This is a genomic window from Comamonas fluminis, assembly GCF_019186805.1.
In the GTDB taxonomy this organism is placed as follows: domain Bacteria; phylum Pseudomonadota; class Gammaproteobacteria; order Burkholderiales; family Burkholderiaceae_C; genus Comamonas; species Comamonas fluminis.
The window spans coordinates 3,027,977-3,050,731 of record NZ_CP066783.1 but is presented as its reverse complement, the minus strand read 5'-3'; the positions used below and the strand labels follow the sequence as shown (position 1 = coordinate 3,050,731).

Annotated in this window: 20 protein-coding genes, 5 tRNA genes and 2 pseudogenes; 12 read left to right on the top strand and 15 right to left on the bottom strand. The window is 57.8% G+C overall.

Going from position 1 to position 22,755, the window contains the following annotated elements; genetic code table 11:
* Nucleotides 1–306: 306 nt before the first annotated feature.
* The 6 genes from JDW18_RS14275 to JDW18_RS14250 form a co-directional block, all read right to left on the bottom strand.
* Entirely contained in the window at nucleotides 307–900 is a 594-nt protein-coding gene (locus JDW18_RS14275) for an LOG family protein (protein WP_218240084.1), read from the bottom strand.
* Nucleotides 897–1,295: a diacylglycerol kinase gene (locus JDW18_RS14270; RefSeq protein ID WP_218240083.1), complete on the bottom strand. Its 399-nt coding sequence runs from the start codon at nucleotides 1,293–1,295 to the stop codon at nucleotides 897–899. Before JDW18_RS14270 ends, JDW18_RS14275 begins: the two co-directional genes overlap by 4 nt.
* A gap of 14 nt (nucleotides 1,296–1,309) precedes the next feature.
* Entirely contained in the window at nucleotides 1,310–1,774 is a 465-nt protein-coding gene (locus JDW18_RS14265; protein WP_246609936.1) for an RDD family protein, read from the bottom strand.
* A gap of 105 nt (nucleotides 1,775–1,879) precedes the next feature.
* Nucleotides 1,880–2,722: a DUF3106 domain-containing protein gene (locus JDW18_RS14260; RefSeq protein ID WP_218240081.1), complete on the bottom strand. Its 843-nt coding sequence runs from the start codon at nucleotides 2,720–2,722 to the stop codon at nucleotides 1,880–1,882.
* Nucleotides 2,723–2,741: 19 nt separating this feature from the next.
* A complete protein-coding gene (locus JDW18_RS14255; protein WP_218240080.1) occupies nucleotides 2,742–3,197 on the bottom strand; it encodes a DUF3619 family protein in 456 nt (151 codons plus the stop codon).
* Nucleotides 3,194–3,760, bottom strand: coding sequence for an RNA polymerase sigma factor (locus JDW18_RS14250; RefSeq protein WP_218240079.1), 567 nt, complete (start codon nucleotides 3,758–3,760; stop codon nucleotides 3,194–3,196). The genes JDW18_RS14255 and JDW18_RS14250 overlap by 4 nt, the downstream gene beginning before the upstream one ends.
* Nucleotides 3,761–4,025: 265 nt before the next feature.
* On the opposite strand from JDW18_RS14250, the gene JDW18_RS14245 reads away from it, so the two are divergent.
* The 7 genes from JDW18_RS14245 (at nucleotide 4,026) to pbpG (ending at nucleotide 13,562) form a co-directional block, all read left to right on the top strand.
* Nucleotides 4,026–5,813 carry an acetolactate synthase 3 catalytic subunit gene (locus JDW18_RS14245; protein ID WP_218240078.1) on the top strand — a complete coding sequence of 596 codons (1,788 nt, stop codon included), beginning with the start codon at nucleotides 4,026–4,028 and terminating at the stop codon, nucleotides 5,811–5,813.
* A gap of 163 nt (nucleotides 5,814–5,976) precedes the next feature.
* Nucleotides 5,977–6,468, top strand: a complete 492-nt coding sequence (gene ilvN / locus JDW18_RS14240; RefSeq protein WP_003056638.1) for an acetolactate synthase small subunit — start codon at nucleotides 5,977–5,979, stop codon at nucleotides 6,466–6,468.
* A 73-nt stretch (nucleotides 6,469–6,541) separates the two neighbouring features.
* Nucleotides 6,542–7,558 (top strand): ketol-acid reductoisomerase, encoded by a 1,017-nt coding sequence (gene ilvC, locus JDW18_RS14235; RefSeq protein WP_218240077.1) that lies wholly within the window; start codon nucleotides 6,542–6,544, stop codon nucleotides 7,556–7,558.
* Nucleotides 7,559–7,755: 197 nt separating this feature from the next.
* Nucleotides 7,756–8,625 carry a CDP-diacylglycerol--serine O-phosphatidyltransferase gene (pssA, locus tag JDW18_RS14230; RefSeq protein ID WP_218240076.1) on the top strand — a complete coding sequence of 290 codons (870 nt, stop codon included), beginning with the start codon at nucleotides 7,756–7,758 and terminating at the stop codon, nucleotides 8,623–8,625.
* A 236-nt stretch (nucleotides 8,626–8,861) separates the two neighbouring features.
* Nucleotides 8,862–10,532 carry a 2-isopropylmalate synthase gene (leuA, locus tag JDW18_RS14225; RefSeq protein ID WP_218240075.1) on the top strand — a complete coding sequence of 557 codons (1,671 nt, stop codon included), beginning with the start codon at nucleotides 8,862–8,864 and terminating at the stop codon, nucleotides 10,530–10,532.
* A 113-nt stretch (nucleotides 10,533–10,645) separates the two neighbouring features.
* The gene (locus tag JDW18_RS14220) at nucleotides 10,646–12,184 is read left to right on the top strand and encodes a 2-isopropylmalate synthase (protein ID WP_218240074.1); all 1,539 of its coding nucleotides are present in this window, start codon (nucleotides 10,646–10,648) and stop codon (nucleotides 12,182–12,184) included.
* Between the two features lie 112 nt (nucleotides 12,185–12,296).
* Nucleotides 12,297–13,562 carry a D-alanyl-D-alanine endopeptidase gene (gene pbpG, locus JDW18_RS14215; protein ID WP_218240073.1) on the top strand — a complete coding sequence of 422 codons (1,266 nt, stop codon included), beginning with the start codon at nucleotides 12,297–12,299 and terminating at the stop codon, nucleotides 13,560–13,562.
* 105 nt (nucleotides 13,563–13,667) lie between these two features.
* Here pbpG and JDW18_RS14210 read toward each other — a convergent pair whose 3' ends face one another.
* The 3 genes from JDW18_RS14210 to aat form a co-directional block, all read right to left on the bottom strand.
* Nucleotides 13,668–14,498, bottom strand: a complete 831-nt coding sequence (locus JDW18_RS14210; protein WP_218240072.1) for an IclR family transcriptional regulator — start codon at nucleotides 14,496–14,498, stop codon at nucleotides 13,668–13,670.
* 380 nt (nucleotides 14,499–14,878) lie between these two features.
* Nucleotides 14,879–15,634, bottom strand: a complete 756-nt coding sequence (locus JDW18_RS14205; RefSeq protein ID WP_218240071.1) for an arginyltransferase — start codon at nucleotides 15,632–15,634, stop codon at nucleotides 14,879–14,881.
* Between the two features lie 2 nt (nucleotides 15,635–15,636).
* Nucleotides 15,637–16,425 carry a leucyl/phenylalanyl-tRNA--protein transferase gene (aat, locus tag JDW18_RS14200; RefSeq protein WP_218240070.1) on the bottom strand — a complete coding sequence of 263 codons (789 nt, stop codon included), beginning with the start codon at nucleotides 16,423–16,425 and terminating at the stop codon, nucleotides 15,637–15,639.
* A gap of 224 nt (nucleotides 16,426–16,649) precedes the next feature.
* Here aat and JDW18_RS14195 point away from each other — a divergent pair, with 224 nt between their 5' ends.
* On the top strand, nucleotides 16,650–16,970 hold the full coding sequence (locus tag JDW18_RS14195; RefSeq protein WP_218240069.1) for a hypothetical protein: 321 nt from the start codon (nucleotides 16,650–16,652) through the stop codon (nucleotides 16,968–16,970).
* Between the two features lie 46 nt (nucleotides 16,971–17,016).
* Here JDW18_RS14195 and JDW18_RS14190 read toward each other — a convergent pair.
* The 5 genes from JDW18_RS14190 to JDW18_RS14170 form a co-directional block, all read right to left on the bottom strand.
* A tRNA-Asn gene (locus tag JDW18_RS14190) sits at nucleotides 17,017–17,092 on the bottom strand.
* 48 nt (nucleotides 17,093–17,140) lie between these two features.
* A tRNA-Asn gene (locus JDW18_RS14185) sits at nucleotides 17,141–17,216 on the bottom strand.
* A 48-nt stretch (nucleotides 17,217–17,264) separates the two neighbouring features.
* Nucleotides 17,265–17,340, bottom strand: a tRNA-Asn gene (locus JDW18_RS14180).
* Nucleotides 17,341–17,389: 49 nt separating this feature from the next.
* Nucleotides 17,390–17,465 (bottom strand) — tRNA-Asn (locus tag JDW18_RS14175).
* A 45-nt stretch (nucleotides 17,466–17,510) separates the two neighbouring features.
* A tRNA-Asn gene (locus JDW18_RS14170) sits at nucleotides 17,511–17,586 on the bottom strand.
* Between the two features lie 240 nt (nucleotides 17,587–17,826).
* On the opposite strand from JDW18_RS14170, the gene def reads away from it, so the two are divergent.
* From def to JDW18_RS14150, 4 genes and pseudogenes are all read left to right on the top strand, one after another.
* Complete coding sequence (gene def, locus JDW18_RS14165; RefSeq protein WP_218243912.1) at nucleotides 17,827–18,366, top strand: peptide deformylase; 540 nt, start codon at nucleotides 17,827–17,829, stop codon at nucleotides 18,364–18,366.
* A gap of 466 nt (nucleotides 18,367–18,832) precedes the next feature.
* Nucleotides 18,833–19,030, top strand: a pseudogene (locus tag JDW18_RS14160) (purine permease); the annotation flags it as partial.
* A gap of 59 nt (nucleotides 19,031–19,089) precedes the next feature.
* On the top strand, nucleotides 19,090–20,316 hold the full coding sequence (locus tag JDW18_RS14155) for an IS256 family transposase (protein WP_218239608.1): 1,227 nt from the start codon (nucleotides 19,090–19,092) through the stop codon (nucleotides 20,314–20,316).
* A gap of 24 nt (nucleotides 20,317–20,340) precedes the next feature.
* Nucleotides 20,341–21,663, top strand: a pseudogene (locus JDW18_RS14150) (nucleobase:cation symporter-2 family protein); the annotation flags it as partial.
* 186 nt (nucleotides 21,664–21,849) lie between these two features.
* Here JDW18_RS14150 and JDW18_RS14145 read toward each other — a convergent pair.
* A complete protein-coding gene (locus JDW18_RS14145; RefSeq protein ID WP_218240068.1) occupies nucleotides 21,850–22,716 on the bottom strand; it encodes a LysR family transcriptional regulator in 867 nt (288 codons plus the stop codon).
* Nucleotides 22,717–22,755 lie beyond the last annotated feature (39 nt).

Here is a 22,755-nt window from a genome sequence, read left to right as displayed (position 1 = left end):
TGGTCAGGGCGATGTGGCGTGCATTTCTGAGAAGAGGGGAAAGAAATGCATAGCAGCCGCCTCAGTATGACAAGCGCCCAAGAGCCTGTGCTGTCAGACAGATAGCCGCAAGAGTGCTGGGCGGTTGCACCTGATGAGCCAATCATGCCGGGAAGGCACGAAGGTGGCGGTATCCCTCTTTAGCAGATCGAGTGAGTGCAGGGCGCCATGAATGAGCGGTGCCCAGTTGCCAAGAGGGCGACAGGCTGGCTGCTGGCCTCGTCTGCTGGCCACATGGCCGTGCAGACGAAGGCTTACCGGGCAGGCTTAGATGACGTCCCGCAGCGACGGTGTTTCCATTCGCGTGCCAGAGTTTTGAACCAGGTTCTGCAGCAGGGCTGGGGCATCGTTGCTGCTTTCGATCAGACCCATCTGCCATTCACCCATCAGGCCGTTGGTGACGCAGGACTGCAGGAATTGCATCATGGTGTCGTAGTAGCCATCGACATTGATCAGGCCAATGGGCTTGTCGTGATAGCCCAGCTGGCGCCAGGTCCAGATCTCAAACAGCTCTTCAAATGTGCCGATGCCGCCGGGCAGTGTCACAAAGGCATCGCTGCGCTCGGCCATCATGGCTTTGCGCTCATGCATGTTCTTGACGATGTGCAGTTCGTCGCAAGCTTGGTTGGCCAGTTCCTTGTCCACCAGGGCCTGGGGAATGATGCCGACGACGCGGCCGCCCGCCTGGCGGGTGGCTTCAGCAACAGTGCCCATCAGGCCGGCGCGCCCGCCGCCATAGACAAGCTGGCCGCCGCGCTCGCCAATCCATTGGCCTACAGCCTTGGCGACTTCTGTGAATTGAGGGTTGGTGCCGGGGCGTGAGCCGCAGTACACGCAGATGGAGAAAGCAGGATTTGTCATGCGATGAAACGGTGGTAAAGCGCTGCGGCCCAGACGGCGCCGCATAGCCACAGAGAGAGAAAGACAGCAGCCGTACCCATGTCCTTGGCCTTTTTGGACAGCTCATGCCACTCAGGGCCAATGCGGTCTATGGCCGCTTCAATGCCGGTGTTGAGCAGCTCCACAATCAGCACAAGAATGGCGGTGGCAGCTAGCAGCGCCGTCTGTTCCCAGCTTTGGCCCAGCCAGAAAGCCGCGGGCACCATGATGAAGGCGCAGATGGCTTCCTGGCGGAACGCGGGCTCAAACCAGGCCGCTTGCAGGCCTTCCAGTGAGTATTTGCCTGCATGCAGAAAGCGGGATAGCCCGGTGCGGCCTTTTTGCGGGTTGACGGGGTCTTGCTGGGGCGAAGTCATGAGGTGATGAAAATTCAGCGAATGCGTTTGGGAGCGGGTGCCTGATGAACCAGACGTGTGCCTGCCCAGGCATCGTGCCAGAACTGGCGCTGGGGATGAAAGCGGCTGAGCAGTGCCCAGACCAGTACCCAGCCCATGAGCAGCACCAGCACTTCCAGAGGCGGCAGTCCCAGAGGGTAGAGTACGGCTAAAGGCGGCAGCCACCACATCCAGCTAAAAGCATAGCGCAGCAGGGCGCGGCTCTGTGTCAGGGGGCGGCCCTGTGCATCAACCACGCGAATATGCCAGGTCTTCATGGCCAGCGTCTGGCCTTTGCTCCAGAACCAGGCGAAATAAATACCCAGCACAACCAGCATGAAGGCTTGAAGCAGGTGACGGTTATCGAGTGCGTTGCGCGTTTGCGACAAGGTGCTGAACAGATAGCCTGCAATGAAGACTACGCCAAAGAGCAGCATGCCCTCATAAAGCCAGCAAGCCATTCTGCGGCGCAGGCTGGGCGCTATTAAAACAGGGGTGTCGGTGGGAGCTGAACTGCCCTCATGAGCCGGTACTTGTTGCTGCATGGGGTCATTGTAGAGGCCGTGTCAGTTGCCCAGATGACTGCTGCCGTGGCTGTTGCCGGAATCTTGCGCTGGCGCATCCAGCGGCGGCAAAGTGGTGGGCGTTGCGCGAGGAATATCGACAGGCGCTGTTTCCACAATGATGGAAGGCGTGCGCACCGGCGAGGTTTCCACCATGGCTGGCGTGGCGGGCACAGGGGGTGGAGGGTGGTGAATCGTTGTGGGCGGAATCTTGGGCAGATTCGGCACATTGCCGGGGGTGGCATTCGCTGCGGGGATACGTGCCAGCTTCTTTGGCGCCACGGGCTTGATGGCAGGGGCTGCCGTCACGACCTTGGGCGCTGCGCGTGCGGCCAGCAAACGCTTTTCTTCGTCGCTCAGGGCCTGGTAGGCCTCCCACTGGGCTTGCTTGTCCGTAGCCAGCTTATTGGTAATGGCAAAGTTCAGCCGCGCCTGGTTGCGCTGCGCTGCGCTCAGGCTGGACCAAGACTCCATGCGGTCACGCAGTTTTTCTTGCTCGCGCTCGCTGAGTTTGTCAAAACCATCGGCCAGTGCCATCCAGCGGCGCTTCTGGCCTGCGCCAATCATGGCCCAGCGGTCTTCCAGCGGGGTCAGAATGGCGCGCTGGTGCTGGCTCAGTTCCGCCCAGCGCGGTCCGGCGGCAATGGTGGTGGCGCGCTGACGGGCGCCGGGGTCTGAGTGGACTGACTTGGACGCCGCAACCGTAGCCGGTGGCACGGAGCTTGGGGCAAGACGCACCTGCTGAACCACATTCCAGCCTGTGTAGCACAGAGCCATCAACAACACCGCCGCCATGATGGCGGCGGTGTTGCCTGGTTGCAAAAGAGTGCGATTTTCAGAAGGCATTCAGAGGGTGAAGGGCGAATCAGTGCTCTGAGCTGGCTGCAGAGGTCTTGAGGTATTGCACAAAGCCGGGGTCCGCATAGGCGGCAGGCGGCAGATCGTCTGTGAGCAAGGCGGTATCCACTTCGGTGACTTCGCTCAGCAGGCTCTGGTCGGACTGAGAGTTATAAACCACTAGGCCGGCAATCAGGGCGAAAACTGGAATGGCCGAAACCAGGGTGCGCCACCAGCCACTGCCTTCATTTTCAGGCGTGCCCATGGTCATGGTGTGACCGTGAGCCGAAGCGGCGGTGCTGGTCTGGGTGTGCAGAACCGAGATTTCACGGCGACGCTCGGAAACAGCGCGCTCGCGTGAGGCGCGCAGTCGCTCGGTCACTTCGTAAGGGAGCAAGGCTTCGCCTTCCGTCAAGCGAACGGTGATTTGACGGGCGATACGATCGGCAGCCTGTTCTTGCCGGAAAGTGGGCGCGGATTTCATAACTCGATTCCTTTGGCCTTGAGTGCCTTGCTCAATGTCTGTATGGCGCGGAAACAATGCGTTTTTACACTACCCTCGGAACAACCCATGGCGGCAGCGGTCTCAGCGACATCCATCTCCTCCCAGTAACGCATGAGGAATGCTTCCCGTTGACGCGCTGGTAACTCTTGTATTTCTTTTTCTATGCTTTGTAGCACCTGCTTGCGTTCGGTAAGGGTTTCCGCATTGTGGGCTTCGGCTTCGTCCTGGTTGGTGGCATAGGTTTCCAGCCAGTCGAAATCGCCGTCTTCGTCGGAGGACTCCAGGTCGCTGAAGTGCGTGAAGACGGCTTTCTGGGTCTTCTGGCGGCGAAACCAGTCCAGGGTGCAGTTGGAGAGAATGCGCTGGAACAGCATGGGCAGTTCCTGGATCGGCTTGTCTCCATAGTGCTGGGCCAGCTTGAGCATGCTGTCCTGCACGATATCCAGGGCGGCCTCTTCATCGCGAACGTGAAAAAGGCTGCGCTTGAATGCGCGCTTTTCGACGCCCTTGAGGAATGAAGACAGTTCTTGTTCTGTAGCCAAGAGAGAAAAACCCTGGAGAAGCCGGTCGTGGGCCGGCGAAAAAGTGAGCGATTATCGCATCGCTTGATGTTTTTTACCGTAATGCAATTGAAGGTCTTGTTGCAGTGCGATAATGTTCTCAACTTAAATAGAAGCAAACGGATCACGGTCCGGCGTACACACAAACGCCCATGGCTTGTGGTCTTAAGTCCTAAACCGGCCTCAAAAGGGCTTCAGGCTAAGGGCACCGAAGGTTTTTCGTTAGAGAAATTCACAAAGGTTGATCATGGAAATCTCCAAAGCCGAGCTGGCCTCCGCGGCAGCCGCATCTTCCCCCAAGGGCGCTCAGGAATTGATGGGCGCTGAAATCCTCGTCAAGTCTCTGCAGGCAGAAGGCGTCAAGCATCTGTGGGGCTATCCGGGCGGGGCTGTTCTCTATATCTACGACGCGCTCTACAAGCAAGACACTATTCAGCATGTGCTGGTGCGCCATGAGCAGGCTGCCGTGCACGCTGCCGATGGTTTTGCTCGTGCCACAGGCGAAGTGGGCGTCGCGCTGGTGACTTCCGGCCCAGGCCTGACCAATGCCGTGACCGGTATTGCTACCGCCTACACAGATTCCATTCCTATGGTGGTGGTGTCGGGCCAGACATCGACCAATTACATTGGTACTGACGCGTTCCAGGAATGCGATACCGTGGGTATCACTCGCCCCATCGTCAAGCACAACTTCCTGGTCAAGGATGTGCGCGACTTGGCCGAGACCATGAAAAAGGCATTCCACATTGCCCGCACCGGTCGCCCCGGTCCTGTGGTGGTGGATATTCCGAAGGACGTGTCTTTCAAGAAGGCGCTGTACACCGGCTATCCCGAAAAAGTGGAAATGCGCTCGTACAACCCCGTCAAGAAGGGGCACGCAGGCCAGATTCGCAAGGCTTTGCAGTTGCTGCTGAGCGCCAAGCGCCCCTATATCTATACCGGCGGTGGCGTGTTGCTGGGCAATGCCTGCAACGAGTTGCGTACGCTGGTGGACATGCTGGGCTACCCTGTCACCAACACCCTGATGGGTCTGGGTGCCTATCCTGCCAGCGACAAGAAGTTCCTAGGCATGCTGGGCATGCACGGCACCATCGAAGCCAACAACGCCATGCAGAACTGCGATGTGCTGCTGGCCGTGGGTGCGCGCTTCGATGATCGCGTGATTGGCAACCCCAAGCACTTCATGTCGGTGGAACGCAAGATCATCCATATCGACATTGATCCATCCTCCATTTCCAAGCGAGTGAAGGTGGATGTGCCTATCGTGGGTGATGTCAAGGATGTGCTGGCCGAGCTGATCTCCATGATCCGCGAATCCACACAGCGCCCTGATGAAGGGGCTCTGGGCCAGTGGTGGAACACCATTGAAGGCTGGCGCAGCCGCGACTGCCTGAGCTATGACAAGGGCAATGGCGAAGTCATCAAGCCTCAGTACGTGGTCGATACCCTGTGGAACATGACTAAGGGTACGGACACCTACATCACTTCGGACGTGGGCCAGCACCAGATGTGGGCTGCGCAGTACTACCGCTTTGATGAACCCCGTCGCTGGATCAACTCCGGCGGCCTGGGCACCATGGGTGTGGGTCTGCCCTATGCCATGGGTATCAAGCTAGCCAAGCCGGATTCTGAAGTTTTCTGTATCACGGGCGAAGGCTCGATTCAGATGAACATTCAGGAACTGGCCACCTGCAAGCAGTACAACACGCCTGTGGTGATCTGCGCCTTGAACAACCGCTTCTTGGGCATGGTGCGCCAGTGGCAGGAAATTGAATACTCGGGCCGTTACTCCAGCAGCTATATGGATTCGCTGCCCGACTTCGTGAAGCTGGCCGAGGCCTATGGTCACCGTGGTCTGCTGATCGAAAACCCTGCTGATGTGGAAGGTGCCCTGCGTGAGGCTCGCCGCATCGTGCGCGAAGAAAGCAAGACGGTGTTCCTGGACTTCCGCACTGACCCCACGGAGAACGTGTTCCCCATGGTTCAGGCGGGCCGCGGCATCACCGAAATGCTGCTGGGTGCTGACGATTTGTGATGACTGATGTGCCGATTTGTGAATGAAATCGGCATGCAGCCAAAGTAAAGTAAGCGCTAGCAGCTATATTCTTTATAGCGATCTTTTTTGACGAATCTATTGTCCGCCGAGCCTGGCACTTACCGGTGTCAGGGGAGGGCGGCGAAAAGAGGAATCTCATCTCATGAAACACATCATCGCCGTGCTGCTCGAAAACGAGCCTGGAGCACTGTCGCGCGTCGTGGGCCTGTTCTCGGCCCGTGGCTACAACATTGAATCCCTGACTGTGGCGCCGACGGAAGACCCGTCGCTGTCGCGCATGACCATCCTGACCACCGGTTCGGACGACGTCATCGAGCAGATCACCAAGCACCTGAACCGCCTGATTGAAGTGGTGAAGGTGGTGGACCTGACCGAAGGCGCCTATACCGAACGCGAATTGATGATGGTCAAGGTGCGCGCCGTGGGCAAGGAGCGCGAAGAGATGAAGCGCATGGCGGATATCTTCCGTGGCCGCATCATTGACGTCACCGAAAAGAGCTACACCGTAGAGCTGACCGGTGACCAGTCCAAGAACGACGCCTTCCTGCAAGCCATTGATCGCACTGCCATTTTGGAGACAGTGCGTACAGGCGCCTCGGGTATTGGCCGTGGCGAGCGCATTCTGCGTGTCTAATGGCGGGTTTGCGCCATTTTTGAAATCGAATCAACCTTTTTAACCCCCTCAAGATAAGAGACCTGGAGCCAACATGAAAGTTTTCTACGACAAGGACTGTGACCTGAGCCTGATCAAGGGCAAGACTGTTGCCATCATCGGTTACGGCAGCCAAGGCCACGCACACGCTCAGAACCTGAACGAATCCGGCGTGAAGGTGGTGGTCGGTCTGCGCAAGGGCGGCGCTTCCTGGGATAAGGTTGGCAAGGCTGGCCTGACCGTGATGGAAGTGGACGAGGCAGTGAAGGCTGCTGACGTCGTCATGATTTTGCTGCCCGACGAAAACATCCCTGAGGTGTACAAGAACAACGTTGAGCCCAACATCAAGCAAGGCGCAACCCTGGCTTTCGCTCACGGCTTCAACGTGCACTACAACCAGGTCGTGCCCCGCGCTGACCTGGACGTGATCATGGTTGCCCCCAAGGGCCCAGGCCACACCGTGCGCTCCGAATACCTCAAGGGCGGCGGCGTGCCTTCCCTGATCGCCATTTACCAAGACAAGTCTGGCAAGGCCCGTGATGTGGCGCTGTCCTACGCTTCTGCCAATGGCGGCGGCAAGGGCGGCATCATCGAAACCAACTTCAAGGAAGAAACCGAGACCGACCTGTTCGGCGAGCAAGCCGTTCTGTGCGGCGGTGCGGTGGAACTGGTGAAGATGGGCTTCGAAACCCTGACCGAAGCTGGTTACGCTCCTGAAATGGCTTACTTCGAGTGCCTGCACGAGCTCAAGCTGATCGTCGACCTGATGTACGAAGGCGGTATCGCCAACATGAACTACTCCATCTCGAACAACGCCGAGTATGGTGAGTACGTGACGGGCCCTGAAGTCATCAACGAAGAATCCCGCAAGGCCATGCGCAACGCTCTGAAGCGCATCCAGAGCGGCGAATACGCCAAGATGTTCATCAGCGAAGGCCGTCTGAACTATCCTTCGATGACTGCCCGTCGTCGTCAGAACGCTGACCACGCTATCGAGCAAGTCGGTGGCCAGCTGCGTTCCATGATGCCCTGGATCGCCAAGAACAAGCTGGTTGACCAAAGCCGCAACTAATGATGTGATTGGCCGGGTTTGCGCCCGGTCAATGCGTGTCAGTCAGAGGCCACCTTCACGGTGGCCTTTTTCATGCAAAGTGCAGCATGCGTGGCGGGTACACTGGAACCAGTGGCATTGTCCTTGTGGCATTGCTTAAAATACTATGGTTTTAATAGCTGCATGCGCTTGACATGCAAGCACTGGAGGTCTGTTGAATGCAAAACAGCAATGAGTCTGGCGATATCGGTGCCACCTCGCGCAAGATGCGCAAAGGCATTTATGTGCTGCCCAATCTGTTCACCCTGGCAGCGCTGTTTGGCGGCTTCTACGCCATCGTCATGGCGATGAACAACAAGTTTGAACTGGCTGCCGTGGGCGTGTTCTGCGCCATGGTGCTCGACAGCCTGGACGGCCGTGTGGCGCGTATGACGCACACGCAAAGCGCCTTTGGCGAGCAGATGGATTCGCTGTCCGACATGGTGTCCTTTGGCGCGGCCCCTGCGCTGATTGCCTATGAATGGGCGCTGCGCCCGCTGGGTCGCTGGGGCTGGATTGCCGCATTTGTGTACTGCGCCTGCGCCGCACTGCGCCTGGCGCGCTTTAACGTCAATACCGGCGTGGTGGACAAGCGCTACTTCCAGGGCATGCCTTCGCCTGCGGCGGCGGCACTGGTGGCGGGCTTTATCTGGCTGACCAGCGCACTGATGGTCTCGCACCGCGATGTGCCCATCTTCGGTGATGTGATTTCCTGGTTTGGTGGCTACCCCACAGACCGTGCGGATTTGTCCTGGATCATGTTTGCCGTCACACTGTTCGCAGGCCTGACCATGGTGACCAATATTCCTTATTACAGCTTCAAGGACATTGGTGGCGCCAAGAGCATGCCCTTTGTCTCGCTGGTGGTGGTGGCCCTGCTGATGGCAGTGGTCAGCATCGAGCCTGCCACCATGCTGTTCTTGGTGTTTGTGGGTTATTCCATCTCTGGCTATGTGATTTATGTGTGGCGCCGTGCCAAGGGCGAGCATGTGAGCATTGTTGCGACCAGCAAGGACGAGCCAGACGAGCGCGGTCTGCACGACGATTGATGCGCTGCAAAAAATCTTGTCCTTATCAACTTTTCTTGTGTTAAAGTGATCCGCATGCAAAACCTGTCGCTAGCTCTACTACTAATGTCCAACGGGCAGAGGAAGTAGCGCGCGCGTACAAACGTACAAACACACACCTTCTTGACGGCCCGTAGCACCAGCGACGGGCCGTTTTTGCGTTTGGGCGTCGCTGAATGGGTTTTCACCTTTTACCAATTCCACTCAAGAGACTGACCATGTTGCAAAACCCTTCCACCAAATACCGTGCTTTCGCTCCTGTGCGCCTGACCAATCGCACCTGGCCCGATGCGGTGATTACCAAGCCTCCGGTCTGGTGCAGTGTGGATCTGCGTGATGGCAATCAGGCCTTGATTGAGCCCATGGACATCGAGCGCAAAGTGCGCATGTTCGAGCAGTTGGTGAAGATTGGCTTCAAGGAAATTGAAGTGGGCTTTCCCTCGGCTTCGCAAGTGGAGTTCGACTTCATGCGCAAGCTCATTGATGAAAACCGCATTCCCGATGATGTGACGGTGCAGGTGCTGACCCAGGCGCGTGAGCACCTGATTCGCCGCACTTTTGAAGCGCTGGAGGGCGTGCCCCGCGCCATTGTTCACCTCTACAACGCAACGGCTCCCGTCATGCGCCGCGTGGTGCTGAATATGAGCGAAGACGAGATTGTGGAACTGGCCACGACCAATGCACAGATGTTCAAGGACATTGCAGCCAACTACCCGCAAACCCAATGGACTTTCCAGTACTCGCCCGAAATGTATTCGGATACCGAGCTGGAATTCTCCAAGCGCGTGATCGACGCGGTGACTGCCGTGTGGCAGCCTACGCCTGAGAACAAGTGCATCATCAATCTGCCCACCACGGTGGAGCATTCCACCCCCAATATCTTTGCCGACATGGTGGAGTGGACGCACCGCAATATCGAGCGCCGCGACAGCGTGGTGATCTCGGTGCACCCGCATAACGACCGCGGCACAGGCACGGCCGCCGCCGAGCTGTCGCTGATGGCGGGTGCTGATCGCCTTGAAGGCTGCTTGTTCGGCAATGGCGAGCGCACCGGCAACCTCGATGTGGTCAATGTGGCTCTGAATATGTATATCCAGGGTGTGAACCCCGGCCTTGATTTCTCGAATATCGACGATATCCGCGCAACGGTTGAGCACTGCAACCAGTTGCCCGTGCACCCTCGCCACCCTTACGTGGGCGAGCTGGTCTACACCTCCTTCTCGGGCTCCCACCAGGACGCCATCAAGAAGGCCTTCGCCGCTCACAAGGATGGCGATATCTGGGATATGCCTTATCTGCCTATCGACCCCAAGGATCTGGGACGTAGCTATGAGGCCGTGATTCGTGTCAACAGCCAGTCGGGCAAGGGCGGTATCGCCTATTTGCTTGAGAGCGAGTTTGGCTTGCAGTTGCCCCGTCGTCTGCAGATCGAATTCAGCCAGGTTGTGCAGCGCGAGATGGACGCCAGCGGCAAGGAATTGTCGGCTGCCGACCTGTGGGAGCTGTTCCAGCGTGAATACGCGGTGAACACCGTCAAGGCGCCTCAGTACCGCTTGCAGGAAGCCGATGGCGTGGTCAGCATGACTGCCGAAATCGAAGTGGAGGGCGAGAAGTATTTTTTGGACGGAGAAGGTACGGGCCCCATTGATGCCTTTGTACAGTCGCTCTCGGCGGCCGTGGGCCGCAATGTGCGCGTGCTCAACTATGCAGAGCATGCCATTGGCGAAGGTGCAAATGCCAAGGCCATTGCCTATGTGGAGTTGCGTGTGGATGACGCGCAGGTCTGCTACGGTGTTGGGGTGGATGCCAATATCGTCTCTGCCTCGCTTCGCGCCATCATCTCGGGTGTGCAGCGCGCCCCGGCAACCGTAGAAGCGGTTGCTGCCTGATAGAAGTGTTCCAAGCCGGAGTCGCCAAAAGCGTTCCGGCTTTTTAATTGCCAGACCCTGAATAGAAACGGCGTATAAGCAATGCGCCATAACTTCACAAAGTGAGACCCACCATGTCCGATCAGCTCATTATTTTTGACACCACCTTGCGTGACGGCGAGCAGTCGCCCGGCGCGTCCATGACGCGTGACGAAAAGCTGCGCATTGCGCGCCAGCTGGAGCGCCTGAAGGTGGACGTGATCGAGGCGGGTTTCGCGGCGGCATCGAATGGGGACTTTGAATCCATTCAGGGTATTGCCCGTGCCATCAAGGACTCCACCGTTTGCTCGCTGTCTCGTGCAAACGACCGCGACATTGCCCGCGCCGCAGAGGCCTTGAAAGACGCTAACCGTGGGCGCATTCACACATTCATTGCCACCAGCCCGCTGCACATGGAAAAGAAGCTGCGCATGACACCTGAGCAGGTGCTGGAGCAGGCTAAGCAGGCGGTGCGCTTTGGCCGCAACCTGATCGAAGACATTGAGTTCAGCGCTGAAGATGGCTATCGCAGCGAACCCGACTTTCTGGCCCGTGTGATTGAGGCGGTCATCAACGAAGGTGCGACCACCATCAACGTGCCCGATACCGTGGGCTACGCCGTGCCTGAGCTGTATGGCGAGTTCATTCGCAACCTGCGCGAGCGTGTGCCCAACAGCGACAAGGCCATCTGGTCCGTGCACTGCCACAACGACCTGGGCATGGCTGTGGCCAACTCGCTGGCAGGTGTGAAGATTGGCGGCGCTCGTCAGATTGAGTGCACCATCAATGGTCTGGGCGAGCGTGCAGGCAACTGCTCGCTGGAAGAAGTGGTCATGGCGATCAAGACACGCAAGGACTACTTTGGCCTGAATGTGAATATCGACACCCAGCACATCGTGGCGGCCAGTCGCATGGTCAGCCAGACCACGGGCTTTGTGGTGCAGCCTAACAAGGCCGTGGTGGGTGCCAATGCTTTTGCCCATGCTTCCGGCATTCACCAGGATGGCGTGCTCAAGGCACGTGATACCTACGAAATCATGCGCGCTGAAGATGTGGGCTGGACTGCCAACAAGATCGTGCTGGGCAAGCTCAGTGGTCGTAACGCTTTCAAGCAGCGCTTGCAGGAACTGGGCGTGGAACTCGATAGCGAAGCCGCCATCAACCAGGCGTTCACGCGCTTTAAGGAACTGGCTGACCGCAAGAGCGAAATCTTCGACGAAGACATTCTGGCGCTGGTCAATGTGGATGGTGCGCAGCACCATGAAAACCAGTTTCAGTTCATCTCTCTGGCTCAGCAAAGCGAAACTGGCGAGCGCCCACATGCCACCGTGGTCTTCAGCAACGAGGGGCGTGAAATCAAGGCGACTTCCGAAGGCAATGGTCCGGTGGATGCCTCATTCAAGGCCATTGAATCCGAGGTGAAAAGTGGCGCCGAAATGGTGCTGTATTCCGTCAATGCCATTAGTGGCTCTACAGAGAGTCAGGGCGAGGTGACAGTGCGCCTGCAGCGCAATGGCCGTATCGTCAACGGAGTGGGTGCTGACCCCGATATCGTGGTCGCATCGGCCAAGGCTTATCTGGGTGCATTGAACAAATTGCATAGCAATATGGAAGTTGTAGCTGCACAAGGTTGAACGCAGGATTTATAATTTCACTCAGATTATCGAGAAGGTTGTGCAAGTGCCTGTCACTTCACAACTTTTTTGATTGAATTAAATCCTTACACCTTGTTGTCTGGGGTATCGCATGCCGCTGCTTAGTCCCTTTCGCCTTGCCAAGCTTCCTCAATTGATGTCCGTAGCTCTTTTGAGTTGCGCACTGGTCGTGCCTGCTGCCCATGCCGCAGGGAAAAAAGACGACAAGAAGCCGGTTGCTGCGGCATCTGCCAAAAAGGCGGGGGCAAAGGAATCTGCAGGGAAAACAAAGGTGGTGGCCGAGGCCAAGGGCGGCAAAGCTGGCAAGTCTGAAAAAGCTGGCAAGGCCGACAAGGCAGAGAAAACAGCCAAGGGCGGCAAGGCGGACAAGGCCGTTGCTGCAGGCAAGCATGGCGGCAAGACGACAGTGGCCAAGGCTGAGCGCGCCGAGCGAGCCGAACGCTCGTCCTCCAGAAAACATCTGGCCAAGGCGGGTACTGCCGCAGGCGGTGCCGCACTGGCTGCAGCAGCGGTTGCTGCACCCATTGAGCCCGCCCGTCAGTCCTACGGTCAGATGGCTGGCCTGCATGCCGTCACCGACCCTCTCGATCTGCAGTCCAGCGTAGCCTATGTGGTTGACCAGGATACGCATGAAGTGCTGCTGCGCAAGAATGATCAGGCCGTGCTGCCGATTGCGTCGCTGACCAAGCTGATGACCGGTCTGCTGATTGCGCAGGCGCATTTGCCCATGGATGAGATGATCACCATCACCCAGGATGATGTGGACACCGAAAAGCACAGCAGTTCGCGTCTGCGTGTGGGCACCACGCTGAGTCGCTCAGAGATGATGCACCTGGCGCTGATGTCCAGCGAAAACCGTGCAGCCCATGCTCTGGGTCGTACCTATCCTGGCGGTCTGTCGCAGTTTGTGCAGATGATGAATGCCAAGGCGCGTCAGCTGGGCATGAAAGACACACGTTATGTGGAGCCCACGGGCCTGTCCAGCAGCAATCAGTCCAGCGCACGCGATCTGGCTTTGCTGGTGGGTGTGGCGCATGGTGAGCCATTGATGCGCGAATACTCCACATCGCCCGGTTACGAAGTGGCTGTGGGCCGCCGCACACTACAGTTCAACAATACCAACCGTCTGGTCAAGAGCGACAACTGGGATATCGGTCTGCAAAAGACGGGATATATCTCGGAAGCTGGCCGCTGCCTGGTGATGCAGGCTCAGGTTTCGGGTCGCAAGCTCATCATGGTCTTCCTGGATTCCGCAGGCAAGTTCAGCCGTATTGCCGATGCAGAGCGCGTGCGCCACTGGGTCGAAGGTATGGGTCCCACTGCCAGCAATGTGATTGCGCAGCGTATTCGCGGCTGATCTTCTTTCGCCTGTCAAAAAAAGCCACCTGAAAGGTGGCTTTTTTATTGGGTATGCGTCTGAGGCGCTTGTTTTACGCGCGCAATGCGCTATGAAATTTGATTTTCAGCCGTGGTGATGGCTGCGGCTGTAAGGGGAGGCTGCCTGAGGTGCGGGGCGCTGGCGGTTGTATCCCAGCGCTTCAGAAATTTCCTGCACCGTGGCTTGCAGCTTGGGGGCCCAGCTTTCGTCCAGGCGATCTGCGGGGGCAGAGATGGACAGGCCCGCAATCAGCTTGCTCTGGTCGTCGTAAATACCGGCAGCCATGCAACGCACGCCCAGTTCCAGCTCTTCATTGTCGCGGGCAATGCCGTACTGGCGCACTTTTTCCAGCTCATGCTCCAGATCGCTTTGCTGGGTGATGCTGAAATGGGTTTTGCCGGGCAGACCTGTACGGGTGGCATAGGCGCGCACCTGCTGAGGGTCGTCGGCTGCCAGAAAAAGTTTGCCGTTGGACGTCAGGTGCAGCGGCGCATGCCCGCCAATCGCCCGCACCACCTGCATGCCGGAGCGTTCGCTGTATGCGCGCTCGACATAGACAATTTCATCGCCTTGGCGCACGGACAGGCTGATGGGCTGCTGAATCTGCTTGTAGAGCTGGCGCATGGGCGTCAGAGCCACTTCGCGTACGTTCAGGCGTGCCTTGACTAGGTTGCCCAGCTCCAGAAAGCGCATGCCCAGGCGGTAGCTGCCAGATTCTGGGCGGTCCACAAAGCGGCCCAGCGCCAGATCATTGAGGATGCGGTGCGTGGTGGAGGGGTGCAGGCCGGTGCGTTCGCTGATCTCCTTCAAAGAGACCGCTTCCTCACGCGATGCCAGCACGTCAATCAACGTGAACATGCGTTCCAGAACCTGGACGCTAGGCTTTGCGGAGGCCGAGAGATCGTCTTTTTTCATGCGTTGGAGGTGCGTTTCGGGATGAGGGCATTCTAGCGGTGCAATCACCGTGCAGACATGTCATCTGCTCATATCTGTATGCAGCGAGACTGCCGCAGGCTTGCTGCGATATCGCTAGGGTCTGTTGAGAATTGAGCGAGGTCGCGAAGGATTCTGGCCGCTTGCCAATCTAGGCGCGTGACGCCGTGCGGGTGCCCACCCGCACAAGGAACGCAACAACGAGTGGCAAGTGGCCAGAGTTCTTCCCTTCGGGTTGCAGCGACAGGAGGCCGTCTGCGTTGTTGCATGCCCTTGCAAGGCATGAGCATTGCTTCGGTCATGCGCCTAGCATCCAGCCTTCTGTCGCTGCAACGCGATCCTCGTCTAAATCTCAACAGACCCTAGCGTCTGCCGCTTTGCTGGTCTACGCGCTGCCAGCGTTCGCCTTCGCGAATTTCGTGCGGCAGAAAGCTGGCTTTGTAGTTCATCTTCGGGCTCTCTGCGATCCAGTAGCCCAGGAACACATAGGGCAGGTTCATGGCGCGGGCCTGCTGGATTTGCCACAGCACGTTGTAGGTGCCATAGCTGGCGTGGTCCTGTGGCTCGTAGAAGGTGTAGACCGCAGACAGGCCATCTTCAAGTACATCAAGAATCGAGAGCATCTTCAATGCGCCGGGCTGGCCGTCTGGCGTGCTTTCCCGAAATTCCACCAAGCGCGAGTTGACGCGGCTTTGCAGCAGAAACTGCGTGTATTGATCCACGCTGTCTTGATCCATGCCGCCGCCGCTGTGGCGATGCTGCTGATAGCGCAGGTAAAGCTGATAGTGCTCGTCGGAGTAGTGCAGGCGCTTGATGGAGGGGGTCAGGTTGGCGTGTCGCGCTGCGGCGCGGCGCTGGCTGCGATTGGGCTGAAACTCTGCGGTCAGAATGCGCAGGGGAATGCAGGCTTGGCAGCCATCGCAATAGGGGCGGTAGGTGAACATGCCGCTGCGCCGGAAACCCAGATTGACCAGTTCGGAATAGGCGGGGTTTTGAATCAAATGGCTGGGGGTGGCGACCTGTGAACGAGCCATTCTCCCGGGCAGATAGCTGCAGGGGTAGGCGGCTGTGGCATAGAACTGCAAAGCCTGCAGGGGGAGGTCGTTCGGGTGCGTCATGTTCAGGCCGAAGCTGCTGGCGGTGGAGCGGTTTGGGGAGGGCTGTCAGGTGATTGGCTCAGCAACTGATTCCAGTATACGGGGGCAAACTTCCATTGCATATCGGGGCGCTGGCGCTGCTGTTCGACGACCCGCGCAAAGTCGGCGCGGGCGACCTCGCGTCCGCCCATGAAGGATAGGTGTGCAGTAGCTTGCTGGCAGTCGATTTGCGGCACATCATGCGCCCGGCACAGCGCAACCAGGGCTGAAAGTGCAATCTTGGAGGCATCGCTTTGCAGCGAAAACATGGATTCGCCAAATACGGCGCGGCCTAATGCCACGCAGTACAGGCCGCCGACCAGCCTGCCATCGACCCATGTCTCCACACTGTGTGCAGCGCCTTGCTGATGCAGTTCGCTGTAGGCGTCAATGATGCTTTGCACAATCCAGGTGCCATGCTGGCCTTCGCGTGGCGTCTGCGCGCAGTGCTGCATCACGGTGCTGAAGGCGCTATCGATGCGGATCTCGCATTCGGGGCTGCTGCTGAACTTCTGCAGTGTCTTGCGCAAGCTGCGGCGCAGGCGGAACTCGGGCGGGTGCAGCACCATGCGCGGGTTGGGCGACCACCACAGAACGGGCTGCCCCTCGCTGAACCACGGAAAAATTCCCTTGCTGTAGGCCAGGCGCAGATGTGCGGCATCCAGTGTGCTGCCCGCTGCCAGCAATCCAGGAATCGGATCCTGGTCTCCCCAGGTGGTATCAATCGGGGGAAATTCCTGGGTGGGTTGCAGCCATGGGAGGTGGTGTGTCATCGTGCGGTCAAGGGATGGATTGCTTGCAGTTTTGCACAGCTTTACGGGGTGCTGTGGGTTGCAGCCTGGGGTGTTTCACCAATGGGTCATGGAGGTAAGCCGCGTTCCTACGAATTGAACTCTTTTCATGGGACAAGGGCTTAAGATGGGCTGAGTTACTCTGAATTTGTTGGCTGCCGGATGCATGCAATGGATGTGTGCACCGCAGACAGGAGGAGGCGGAAATGGCTTTTGGAAAATTCTTCAGCTTTGGCTTCTCTGAGCCGCGTTACATCCGCCGTACCCGAGCCTATCTGCAAGAGGCTCGCATGGCCATGCTTGAGCACTCCATTGCTGCCGAGTACTACCAGTCTTCGGCTCAGATGTATGCCGAACGCGCGGCGCGTCTGGAGGAGGAGTTGCGGCTGTGGGAGTCTGGTGACCCGCATCACATGCCCGAGGTGGCCCATCATTACGGTGCGGCGGCCCATATTTCGACCGCCAAGCCTGTGGTGATGGATGCACCTCAGGTTTCCCCTGCAGTCGGGGTGGTGCGGGCAGCCTGAAATGACAAAGAAAAAAGCCCACATGCGAACATGTGGGCTTTTTATTTGGCTCCTCAACCTGGGCTCGAACCAGGGACCTACGGATTAACAGTCCGGCGCTCTACCGACTGAGCTATTGAGGAATATGTCGGTGTGACAGTGCTTTGAACGATTGCAAAGCGTCTAAATTTTGGCTCCTCAACCTGGGCTCGAACCAGGGACCTACGGATTAACAGTCCGGCGCTCTACCGACTGAGCTATTGAGGAATGTGTCGGTGTGACAGTGCCTTGATCGATTGCAAGGCGTCTAAATTTTGGCTCCTCAACCTGGGCTCGAACCAGGGACCTACGGATTAACAGTCCGGCGCTCTACCGACTGAGCTATTGAGGAATGTGTCGGTGTGACAGTGCTTTGAACGATTGCAAAGCGTCTAAATTTTTGGCTCCTCAACCTGGGCTCGAACCAGGGACCTACGGATTAACAGTCCGGCGCTCTACCGACTGAGCTATTGAGGAATGTGTCGGTGTGATGCTTTGAAAATCCGCAAAGCATCGAAATCTTGGCTCCTCAACCTGGGCTCGAACCAGGGACCTACGGATTAACAGTCCGGCGCTCTACCGACTGAGCTATTGAGGAAGAAGACTTGGATTATAGAACGTAAAACTTGGCTCTGAAGAAGATCGCCAGAATTTCATCAAAAAATGTCTGGAGAAGCTCTGAATCCTTGGCTGTGGCATTGGCTGTTGGCATCGCGCTATGCTTTTGGAAGATGCCAAAGCCTTTGGATTCGTTCAGCGTTCCCTGCTTGGGCTTGTTCTAAACCATAAAGTGATCGGCTTGCACTCTGATTGGCAGGGTGGGCTGAAATTCAATGCCATGACGATTCGCACAATCTTGAAAATGGGTGACCCACGTTTGCTGCGCACAGCCAAGCCGGTGACGGAGTTTGATACCGATGCGCTGCACTTCTTGCTCAAGGATCTGCTGGACACCATGCATGCGGCCAATGGCGCAGGGCTGGCGGCCCCTCAGATTGGAGAAGACCTGCAGATGGTGGTTTTTGGCTCAGGCCTTTCCAATCCGCGCTATCCAGAGGCGCCAGTGGTGCCGCGCACGGTATTGATTAACCCAGTCATTACACCAATAGGGGAAGAAGAGCAGCTTGACTGGGAGGGCTGCCTGTCAGTGCCAGGTATGCGGGGCATGGTGCCGCGCTGGAGCAAGGTGCGTTACACGGGCTTTGATATTTATGGCGACGCCATTGATCGCACGGTAGAGGGGTTCCATGCGCGCGTGGTGCAGCATGAGTGCGACCACCTCTGGGGAAAACTCTACCCCATGCGCATGCGTGACTTTAGTCAATTTGGCTTTACCGATGTGCTGTTTCCCGGGATTGCTGCCGCAGAAGACGATTGAAGCGAATGTGCCGTTGTCCGGTGATCTCTTGCTATAGATTTGTGATTTTTTGGTGAGTTTTGCGGTCGTTTTGTGGTCTGACTCCAAAGCTGGCGTTTTGCTTCGGACAGTTCTTGTCAGGACTTTGTATACAAAACGGTAGACAATTTTGGTGTGCCGAGATCGTACAGTCTCAACATCATGTCCTAACCGGCATGGCTTTGATAGCAAAGTGGAATGGTTCGCCGCATAGAACCGCTTCATGGGCTGTCACTGGTTGAGTCTTGTTTGTCCCAGATGGTGAAGAGTTGTCAGCTCTCACCAGCAGTTCTGAAGGTGTGACTGCATTGGGCTGGCATGAAATAGCGCCGCTTTGGCTGCCATCTGTCTGGGTGGCAGCGATTTCGCGTGTAAATGAAAACGATAAGTCACTGAAAGAAAAGGCCACCAGAGCCTTGGTCAGCAGGAAGAGTATTAGGAGACAGCGATGAACGAGCAATCCGGATCATCAAACAACGCAGGTGTTCAGCGTCCTGAGGACGAGAACCTTGGTTTCGCGGCCAACTTGATGTATGGCCTGCAGCACGTGCTCACCATGTATGGCGGCATTGTGGCTGTGCCACTGATTGTGGCGGAGGCTGCCGGCATGTCGGCGGCGGATGCAGGTCTGCTGGTGAGGGTGTGCAGAATTTTGTGTAAACGGACAATCCACCGCCGGCGCAAGCCGGCCTATCCGTAAGCACAATGAGCACCAAGAAACACGACGTACCCGAAGAACTGCTGTCTGGCCTGCTGGCCAACTACAAGAAACCCGAAGACCTCATCGGCGAGAACGGCCTGCTCAAACAGTTGACCAAGCTGCTGGTGGAGCGAGCCCTGGACGCCGAACTGACCGAGCATCTGGGCCACGAACGCAACGAAGCGGTAGCCAACACCACTGGCAACACCCGCAATGGCAAGAGCAAGAAGACCCTCAAGGGCGATTTCGGCGAGTTGCCCATCGAGGTGCCACGTGACCGCCATGGCAGCTTCGAGCCCCAACTCATCCCCAAGCACCAGACCCGCTGGGCCGGCTTCGACGACAAAATCATCTCGCTGTACGCCCGCGGCATGACGGTGCGCGAGATACAGGCCCACCTAGAGGAGATGTACGGCACCGAGGTCTCGCCCAGCCTGATTTCCTCGGTGACCGACGCCGTGGCCGATGAGGTCAAGACCTGGCAAGCCCGCCCGCTCGATGCAATCTACCCCATCGTCTATCTGGACTGCATCCATGTGAAGGTGCGCGAGGGCGCTGTGCGGGTCAAGGCGGTGTACCTGGCCATCGGCATCACCATGACGGGCGAGAAGGAGGTGCTGGGCCTGTGGCTGGCGCAGACCGAGGGGGCCAAATTCTGGCTGCAGGTCGTGACCGAGCTGCGCAACCGGGGCGTGCATGACATCTTCATCGCCTGCGTCGATGGCCTCAAGGGCTTCCCTGAAGCCATTGAGGCCGTGTTTCCCAGGACAGTGGTTCAGTTGTGCATCGTGCACATGGTGCGCCACAGCCTGAACTACGTCTCGTGGAAGCGTCGCAAAGAAGTGGCCGCAGACCTGAGACGCATCTACACGGCCGCCACCGCCGAGGAGGCCGAGCTGATGCTCGGTGAATTCGAGCAGCGCTGGGATGCCGAGTACCTGCCCATCGGCCAGTCCTGGCGCAGGAACTGGAGCCGCTTGACCCCGTTCTTTGACTACCCGCCGGAAATCCGCAAGGTCATCTACACCACCAATGCCATCGAGTCGGTGAACATGGGCCTGAGGAAGCTGACCAAGAACCGGGGCTCGTTCCCCAGCGACGAGGCGCTGACCAAGCTGTTCTACCTGGCCCTGCGCAACATCAGCCAGAAGTGGACCATGCCCATCCGGGATTGGAAGGCTGCGCTGACCCGCTTTACCATTCAGTTCGGAGACCGCATTTCCATCAATTGAAGTCCGAACCGTTTACACAAAAATTCGGACACGCCCCTGCTGGTGACTGCCTGCCTGTTCATGGGCGGCGTGGCAACCTTGCTGCAGACTCTGGGAATTCCATTTTTTGGTTGTCGCCTGCCGCTGGTGCAAGGCGTTTCCTTTGCCGGTGTGGCCACCATGGTCAGCATCTTGCATACGGGGGGCGGCATGCAAGGCGTGCTCGGCGCCGTGATGTATTCCTCGGTGCTGGGTCTGATCATTGCGCCCGTGTTCTCGCGCATCACCAAGTTCTTCCCTCCACTGGTCAATGGCTGCGTGATTACGGTGATCGGCATGTCGCTGATGCCCGTGGCTGCACACTGGGCCATGGGCGGTAATGCCAAGTCTGCGGATTACGGCAGCATGGGCAATATCGGTCTGGCGGGTCTGTCGCTGTTCCTGGTTCTGCTGTTCAGCAAGCTGGGCAACGCCATGCTGTCGCGTCTGTCCATTCTGATTGCGATCGTCGGTGGCACGGTGGCGGCGGTGTTTTTAGGCAAGGCTGACTTCTCGCAAGTCTTCAACGGCGCTATCTTTGCCGTGCCTACGCCTTTGCACTTTGGCTGGCCTACGTTTGACATGGCGGCCACCATTTCCATGTTCATCGTGATTCTGGTGATCCTGGTGGAAACCTCTGCCGACGTGCTGGCTGTGGGCGAAATCGTGGACAGCCCCGTGGACGGTCGCCGTCTGGGCGATGGTCTGCGTGCCGACATGCTGTCCAGCATCGTGGCTCCCATCTTTGGTGGCTTTACACAGAGCGCTTTTGCCCAGAACGTGGGTCTGGTCGCAGTGACGGGTGTGAAGAGCCGCTTTGTGGTGGCGTTCTCCGGTCTGATCCTGATCGTGTTTGGCGTGTTGCCTGTGATGGGCCGCATCGTGGCCTGCGTGCCTCCCTCGGTTCTGGGTGGTGCAGGTCTGGTGCTGTTCGGCACGGTGGCTGCCAGCGGCATCCGCACTCTGGCCAAGGTGGAATACCACAACAATATGAACCTGATCATTGTGGCTACTTCGGTGAGCGCAGGTCTGCTGCCAGTGGTGGCTCCCAAGTTCTACGACCAGTTCCCTGAATGGTTTGCCACCATCTTCCACTCCGGTATCAGCGCGACAGCTCTGGTGGCAGTGGGTCTGAATCTGCTCTTCAACCACTTCAAGCAAGGCAATTCGGATCAGCCTTCCGTGTTCGAAGCGGGTTATGGCCGTGCTCTGAGTGAGCATGTGCTGGAAATGCTGGCAGACGGTGACCGCGTGGAAGGCGGCAAGGTCTTTGATAAGGATGGCAAGGAAGTGCCCATCATTCCTGCCAAGCCGGTACACAGTCACTAAAGAATTTGCGAAGTGCGCGCGGTGGGGCCAGACCCCGTCGTGATTGATACCGCTATCCCTCTAAATGGGATAGCGGTTTTTTTATGCCTGCTGTTTGCTGTTGTGCGCGGACCGAAGGTGGGCAGAGCCTCCGTGGCTCAGAGGTAAGCCGGTGCAGATTCACTGCGCAAAGATCATCCACACGTTTTAAGGCAGCTGTTCCCGAAACGGTTCTGTGGCATTCACTACAAAATCAATCACGGCGCGTATCACACGCGAATTCTGCAGATCGGCATGAAGCACCAGCCAGATCTCGGGCTCAAACTCAGCGTCTTCAAAGGGGAGGCGCTGCAAAGTGGCATCCTTATCGGCTAAAAATCTGGGTAACGCCGTGACACCGACGCCGGTACGAGCAGCCATGTGCTGGCTGACAATGTCGCTGACTTCGCACACCACGGGTCGACCATTGGCAGCGGCAAGCATCCAGCGCTGCAGCGCAGTTTCTGCCAGGCTTTCTTCGTAAGTGATGAATTGCCACTGCGATGGTGACCTCGCATGTACATAGTCTTTGCTGGCATACAGACCAAACGGCATGGTGCCAAGCTTGCGCGCTACATTGGCAGCATCCTTGGGGCGAGACAGGCGAACCGCAATATCCGCTTCGCGTCGGGATAAGGAAATTTGCTGTGCCTGGCTGGATACCGCCAGGCGAATGCCCGGATGCAGGGCGTGAAAAGTCTGCATCAGGCCTGCAAAAAACTGGCTGGCTAGAATGGGCGGTGCACTCAGCGTGACTTTTCCGCTCATTTGTGAACTCTGGCCCAGCGCTAGTCGTTCAATCCCATAGGCGCTAGCTTGCATTTGTAGAGCCAGCGCCAGCACCTGCTGTCCCACCTCGGTGAGCGGGGTGGAGCGCGGCAAGCGCTCTACCAATCGGGTTTTCAACTCACCTTCTAGCGCCTGCAAACGACGGCTCACCGTTGCATGGTCGACCTTCAGCAGCCGCGCAGCCGCAGACAGGCTGCCTGTCTGACCCAGGGCCACAAAGTGGCGCAGATTTTCCCAATCCATCATGAGAGATTCTCTGTGCGTTATTTCACAGATGGTGTGCAG